At 75.0% G+C, this 6336-nt stretch carries 5 protein-coding genes, 1 pseudogene and 1 riboswitch; of the genes and pseudogenes, 4 read left to right on the plus strand and 2 right to left on the minus strand.

Annotation, left to right across the window (positions count from 1 at the left end):
* The first annotated feature begins 136 nt into the window (after positions 1–136).
* Positions 137–931, plus strand: coding sequence for a 3-oxoacyl-ACP reductase FabG (gene fabG / locus ICW40_RS14715; RefSeq protein ID WP_221654764.1), 795 nt, complete (start codon positions 137–139; stop codon positions 929–931).
* Positions 932–969: 38 nt separating this feature from the next.
* On the opposite strand, the gene ICW40_RS14720 is transcribed toward fabG, so the two are convergent.
* Positions 970–1860 (minus strand): ribonuclease Z, encoded by an 891-nt coding sequence (locus tag ICW40_RS14720; RefSeq protein WP_221654765.1) that lies wholly within the window; start codon positions 1858–1860, stop codon positions 970–972.
* A 165-nt stretch (positions 1861–2025) separates the two neighbouring features.
* On the opposite strand from ICW40_RS14720, the gene ICW40_RS14725 reads away from it, so the two are divergent.
* Positions 2026–2367, plus strand: a complete 342-nt coding sequence (locus ICW40_RS14725) for an S-adenosylmethionine decarboxylase (RefSeq protein ID WP_221654766.1) — start codon at positions 2026–2028, stop codon at positions 2365–2367.
* A complete protein-coding gene (locus ICW40_RS14730; protein ID WP_221654767.1) occupies positions 2367–3107 on the plus strand; it encodes a hypothetical protein in 741 nt (246 codons plus the stop codon). Before ICW40_RS14725 ends, ICW40_RS14730 begins: the two co-directional genes overlap by 1 nt.
* 13 nt (positions 3108–3120) lie before the next feature.
* Here ICW40_RS14730 and ICW40_RS14735 read toward each other — a convergent pair whose 3' ends face one another.
* On the minus strand, positions 3121–5394 hold the full coding sequence (locus tag ICW40_RS14735; protein ID WP_221654768.1) for a putative bifunctional diguanylate cyclase/phosphodiesterase: 2274 nt from the start codon (positions 5392–5394) through the stop codon (positions 3121–3123).
* A gap of 344 nt (positions 5395–5738) precedes the next feature.
* A riboswitch (cyclic di-AMP (ydaO/yuaA leader) is annotated at positions 5739–5892 on the plus strand.
* Between the two features lie 25 nt (positions 5893–5917).
* Here ICW40_RS14735 and ICW40_RS14740 point away from each other — a divergent pair.
* Positions 5918–6336 (plus strand): annotated as a pseudogene (locus tag ICW40_RS14740) (glycoside hydrolase); the annotation flags it as partial.

Below are 6336 nucleotides of genomic sequence, written 5' to 3' on the forward strand. Positions count from 1 at the left end.
CCGTCACTCAAGCCGACCGGACGAACCAGGTCAAGAGGGACGGCTCACCGGACTCGCGTGGTGCCCTCGCGCGCCGTGACGGACCACACTGGGCGCGTCCCCGCGACGGGGCGGGGCGCGCGAGGACGAGGAGCTCATGGACGGACGAGCCGAGCACGGGACGACCAGCCATGCCGACGGCGACCGGCGCGTCGCCGTCGTGACCGGGGCGGCTCGCGGCATCGGTGCCGCGATCGCGACGAGGCTCGCGGCGGACGGGATGGACGTCGCCGTCGTGGACCTCCGCGAGGAGGACACCGCCGCCACGGTCGCGGCCGTGACGCAGGCGGGCGGCCGGGCCGTCGGCATCGGGGCGGACGTCGCCGTCACGGCCGACGTCGAGCGGGCCGTCGAGCGCGCCGTCGCCGAGCTCGGACCGCCGACCGTCCTGGTCAACAACGCGGGCATCCTGCGCGACGACCTGCTGTTCCGGATGACGGACGACGCCTGGGACGCGGTCATCTCGGTGCACCTGCGCGGCGCCTTCCTCATGAGCCGCGCCGTGCAGCGGCACCAGGTCGAGGCGCGGTGGGGACGCGTCGTGAACCTGTCCAGCACGTCCGCGCTCGGGCACCGCGGTCAGGCGAACTACGCCGCGGCCAAGGCCGGGATCCAGGGGTTCACCAAGACGCTCGCCATCGAGCTCGGTCCCTTCGGCGTCACCGCGAACGCGATCGCCCCCGGCATCATCGCGACCGACATGCTCCGGGCGACGGCCGAGCGGCTCGGCCGGTCGTTCGAGGACTTCCTCGCGGAGGCCACGGCCGACGTGCCCGTGCGCCGCGCCGGCCGGCCCGAGGACGTCGCGGCGGTCGCCTCGTTCCTGTGCTCGGACGAGGCGTCGTACGTGTCGGGCCAGGTGATCTACGTCGCGGGTGGGCCCAAGGCCTGACCGGACGCGGCCGATCGCCGGTACCTCGTGCCGCGACGTCAGGCGGTCGCCCGGCGTCGCGGCAGCAGGTACCGGTCGAGGTCCGAGGCCGCGACGACGTCGGCGTCGCCGGCCCGTGCGTGCGCCTGCACCTCGAGCGGCGCGAGGTCCGCGTACCGGGACGAGAAGTGCGTCAGGACCAGCCGCCGGGCGCCGCCCGCGGCCGCGAGGGCCCCGGCCTGCCCCGCGGTGAGGTGCAGGTAGGCCCGCGCGAGCTCGACGTCGTCGTCGGCGTAGGTGCTCTCCGCGAGGAGCAGGTCGGCGTCCTGGGCGAGGTCCTCGGCCCCTTCGCACTCGGCCGTGTCCATGACGATCGCGAAGCGCTGGCCGCGGCGCGGCACGCTGACGTCCTCGAGCCGGACGCGACCCACCCGACCGGCGCGCTGCAGCTCACCGACGGCCGGTCCCTCGACGCCCGCCCGCGCGAGGCGCTCGGGGAGCAGGGTCCGCCCGTCCGGCTCGACGACGCGGTAGCCGAAGGCCGCGACCCGGTGCCGGAGCGCGCGGACCTCGAGGCCCTCGGCGACCGCGCCGTCGGCGCCGTGCGGGTGCAGGTGGAGGTCCAGCCCCGGCGTGGCGAGCGCGACGAGCGCGCGGACGACGTCCTCCCCCTCGGCCGGGTAGTGCAGGTGCACCGGGTGCTCCACGCCGTCGAGCACCATGCGGGACAGCACGCCGGGGAGGCCGTAGCAGTGGTCGCCGTGGACGTGCGTGAGGCAGATCCGGTGCACCGCCGACGACGGGACGCCAGCGAGCAGCATCTGGCGCTGCGTGCCCTCGCCCGGGTCGAGGAGGAGGCCCTCGGCGTCCCACCGCAGGAGGTACCCGTTGTGGTTGCGGGTGCGCGTGGGCACCTGGGAGGCGGTGCCGAGGACGACGAGCTCGCGCATGCCGCGAGTCTGCCGTGGTGCCGCCTCACCCACACGGCGGCACGGGCACCGTGACCCTGCGTGACTCTCACCCGATGACAAGAGCTGATCGGGTGACCGGAGGCCCAGGTCCGGCGTCGGGGCGACCGCATACTGGTGCGATCCCCCCACCTGAGGAGCTTCCCCGTGCTCGACCTCGCCCCCACCATCTGCCGCCAGCGACTCGTCGTCGAGGGCCTGTGCCGGGAGCCCATCAGCGCCGACGCCATCCGCGACTACCTCTCGCGGCTGTCCAAGGAGATCGACATGGTCGCGCTCATGGAGCCCGCGACGCACCAGTCGCCCCTCTACGGCTGGGCGGGCTGGATCCACTGGGAGACGTCGGGCGCGCACTTCTACGCGTGGGACGAGCCGGACCTCTTCTTCAGCGTCGACATCTACGCGTGCAAGCCGTTCTCGGTCGACGCGGTCGTGGAGTTCACGCGCGCCTACTTCGACGCTCCCACGGTCGTCCACAAGGAGTTCTGATGTCGGCACCGGTCCGGATGCTCTTCGACGTCGAGGGGGCGCTGCGCGAGTCGGCGCTCGACTGCGAGGCCGACGTCTTCCGCACCGTCTACGGCAACAGCCGCGACGAGCTCGACGAGGAGTACGGCCCCTACGACGCGGACTCCGTCTTCCTCGTCGTCGCGGCCGGCGACGACGTCGTCGGCGCGGTTCGCCTCCTCCCGCCCGGCGGGCGGGCGGGGCTCAAGACCCTCGTCGAGCTCGAGCGCGAGCCGTGGAGCGTCGACGGCCGGCGGTCCGCCGTGGCGGCCGGCCTCGACATGGCGACGACGTGGGAGGTGGCGACGCTCGGGGTCCGCCGCGACGCGGGCGCCCTCGGGCAGCGGCTCGCGGTCGCGCTCTACCACGGGCTCATCACGGTGTGCCGCGCGAACGCGATGTCCGCGTACGTCGCGGTGCTGGACGAGCGCGTGCGCCGGATGCTCGGCTCGGTCGGGCTGACGAGCCGGGCGCTGCCCGGGACGACGACGGCGCCGTACCTCGGCTCCGCGGCGAGCACGCCGGTCTACACCCTGTGCGCACCCACGCTCGCGGCGCAGCGCTCCCGGTTCCCGGACGCGCACCGCCTCGTGACGCTCGGCATCGGCCTCGACGGGGTCGACGTGCCGCCGTTCGACGAGTTCCGGCTCCGCGCGGACCGGTGGACGTCGCGCGACACGCGCGACCTCGCCGCCCTCACGCCGGCCCGCGTCCTGGCCTGACCGTCCGAGGGCGTCAGCGCTCCTGCGGGGCGTGGGGGTGCGGCACGACGGCGGTGCCCAGGGCCCACTCGCGCACCCACGGGTCGATCGCCTGCGCCGGCATGGGTCGCCCGATGTGGTACCCCTGCAGCACGTCGACGCCGAGCGGGACGAGGTGCGTCGCGGCGCCGTGGTCCTCGACGCCCTCGGCGACCAGGCGCAGCCCGAGGGCACGCGCCATCTGCGTGGTCGACTGGACGATCATCCGGCTGCGCTCGTCGGTGGCGACCGCGCGCACGAACGAGCGGTCCATCTTGAGCTCCTCGACCGGCAGGTCGCGCAGGTAGGCGAGCGAGGAGAACCCGGTCCCGTAGTCGTCGATCGAGACGCCGACGCCGTGCGCCCGCAGCTGGTGCAGCGCCGCGCGGGCCCGCTCGGGGTCGGCGAGGAACGAGTCCTCGGTCACCTCGATGAGCAGGCAGTCGGCGGGCAGGCCGGACTCGTCGAGCGCCTCGAACAGCTTGGGCAGCAGCGCGCCGCCGACGAGCTCGGGCGGCGCCCAGTTCATCGCGACGCGGAAGGTCAGGCCGGCCGCGCGCCAGCGCAGGGTGTCCGCGATGACCTGGCGCATGACGGTCTCCGTCAAGGGCCCCATGAGGCCCGACCGGCGCGCGTCCGGGAGGAACGAGACGGGCGAGAGCAGCCCGTCGGTGGGGTGCGCCCAGCGCACGAGCGCCTCGACCGCGACCACCTGGCGCGTCCGCGCGTCGATCTGGGGCTGGTACCAGACGACGAGCTGGCCGGACGCGATGCCGGCTCGCAGCGCCTCGCCCTGGCGCAGCCGGTGCGCCGCGACGCCGTCCTGCGAGGAGTCGAACAGCAGGACGCCGCAGCGCGCCTGCTTCGCCTCGTACATCGCGATGTCGGCGCGCCGGAGCAGCTCGGTCGCCGACGCCGTGTCGTCCTCGCGCGTCGCGATGCCGACGGAGGCGTCGAGGATGAGGTCCATGCCCGCGACGCGCAGCGGTGATGCCAGCGCAGTGCGCACCTGCTGCGCCAGGTCGAACAGCGCGAGCACCTCGCGCTGTTCGGCGAGCACCGCGAACTCGTCGCCACCGAGGCGGGCCACCACGACCTTCGCGTCGAGCGTGGCGCGCAGCCGGTGACCGAGCGTCACCAGCACGTCGTCGCCGACCGAGTGGCCCAGGCTGTCGTTGATGTCCTTGAAGCCGTCGACGTCGAGCAGCATCACGCCGACGGGCCGGCCCCGGCGCAGCGCGTCGTCACCGGCGGCCACGAGCGCCCTCCGGTTCGGCAGGCCCGTGAGCTCGTCGGTGAGGGACAGGCGGAGGGCCTCCGCCGCACCGCGCGCCTCGTTGAGCGCGAGCACGGTGCGCGCACCGGCCGTCAGCAAGGTCGCGATGGCGAAGCCCTTGATCACCCAGCCGACGGCGCCGGCCGGGTCGAGCACGAGGAGGACGACGGCGAGCGCCGCGCCCGTGACGAGGACGGCTCCCGCGGGGCGGGGCGCCGGACCGGCGACCTCAGGACCGCGCGGTGCGCACGCCGCGCCGACGACCAGCGCGAAGCTGCCACCCCAGAGGGCGTCCATCGTGAGGCTCGCCGAGTACGTCTGCGTCGTCACGATCGCGACGATGAACGTGCAGTCCGCGACCGCGAGGCCGACGAAGCCGGCCATGAGCGCGAGCGTGCGGCGCGTCCGCGCCCGCTGGTGCAGCAGCGCCTGGGCGAGCACGAGCGCCGCGAGCAGCAGGTTCATGAGCGGGAAGAGGATCGCGAGCAGCAGCGTGAGCCCGCCCGCGGCGAACGCGCCCGAGAGCGGCGTCAGCACGGCGAACGCGGCGAGGCACACGCTCGCCCCGCAGATCACGGCCGCCTCGAGCCACACGGCCGCGGTCGTCGTCGGCCGGCGCCGCGCGTCGAGCAGCAGGAAGGCCGCCAGCCCGACGTAGGAGGCCAGGCACAGGATCTCGCCGGGGGCGGGGAACGTCACCGCGCCGACGGTCTGCCCGAGGCTCACGCTCGCGCTCCCGACGGCCCACAGGCCGATGGCGCCGGCGAGCACGACGAGCGGCACGCGCCGGTGCCGCTCGCGGCGCGCGACGAGCAGGAGGCGGCCGAGCAGGACCGCGAAGAAGACCGACAGCGTCACGACGAGCGTGCTGCGGATCGCGGGGTCCTCCTCCGTCCCGGGCATGAAGAGCGTCGTCGTCGCGCCGACGGCCAGGACGGCCCAGGGCAGCGCGGACGGCAGCGAGCCGGTCCACCCTCGTGCAGCGCTTCTCACGGGCTCCCCTTCTGTCGTCGGTGCGATGACCTGGGCGGCATCGCCCGACGGCCCCGCGGAGGCGGCCACCGATCTTGCATCGACCGGGCTCCCGGGGGTCTTGAGGGTGTCGGGCGTCACCGTGGTCATCGGGACGGGTGAAATGGAGTCACGCCACCTGCGACCGCCTGTGCCGGGAGCTCGCGTCGTGGCGTCCGGCTCGTGACCTGCGTGCGCCCGCGGCGCCCCGACGACGCGTCGTGACCGGTTCGTGACATCCGGCTCCCGAGCGCCGTACAGTGGGCGCGCTCCTCCCCCAGGGAGCACCCGACGCGGACCGCCGAGTCCTGCCACCGCCGAGGGTCGAGCACGAACCGCCGGCAGGAGCGGGGGAACCACCGTTTCCCGGGCGCCGGGCCTCACGGCTCGGGGTCCTCGGGGTGAAGCCGGACTCGTCCGGCCGGGCGCACTTCCCGCCCGAACCCGACAGCTCACCTCGTAGGCGACCGGAGGTCCTGTGCCCACGACTGGTCAGCCCACGTCCTTGCCCCCTGTGCAGGCAGCGCGCCACCGCGCCGTCGGTGCGCCCCGCACCCCGCTCGACGACGCCGCCGCCCTCGCCGCCCGCCACCTCACCGGCGCGGCACGGCGCACGGCAGCCGTCGCAGGAACGTCGGGCCTCGTGGTCTCGATGCTCGCCTCGCCCGCCGGCGCCGGCCAGGCCACGGACCAGGCCTCGCTGCCCACCGTGGACACCACGTCGCTCACCGCGCAGGCACGCGCCGCGCTCGACGTCGCCCCGACCGTGACCGTGCCGGTCGACGCGGCGTGGACCTTCGACGTGCCGGCGATCAGCGTGGTGGCGGACCCGCCGCCCGCGCCGGAGCCCGAGCCGGAGCCCGCCCCCTCGCGCAGCGCGCAGCGCGAGGCCGCGCCCGAGCGGCCCGCGGCCACGGGTGCGCC

The organism is Actinotalea ferrariae (assembly GCF_019733465.1).
Taxonomy (GTDB): domain Bacteria; phylum Actinomycetota; class Actinomycetes; order Actinomycetales; family Cellulomonadaceae; genus Actinotalea; species Actinotalea ferrariae_A.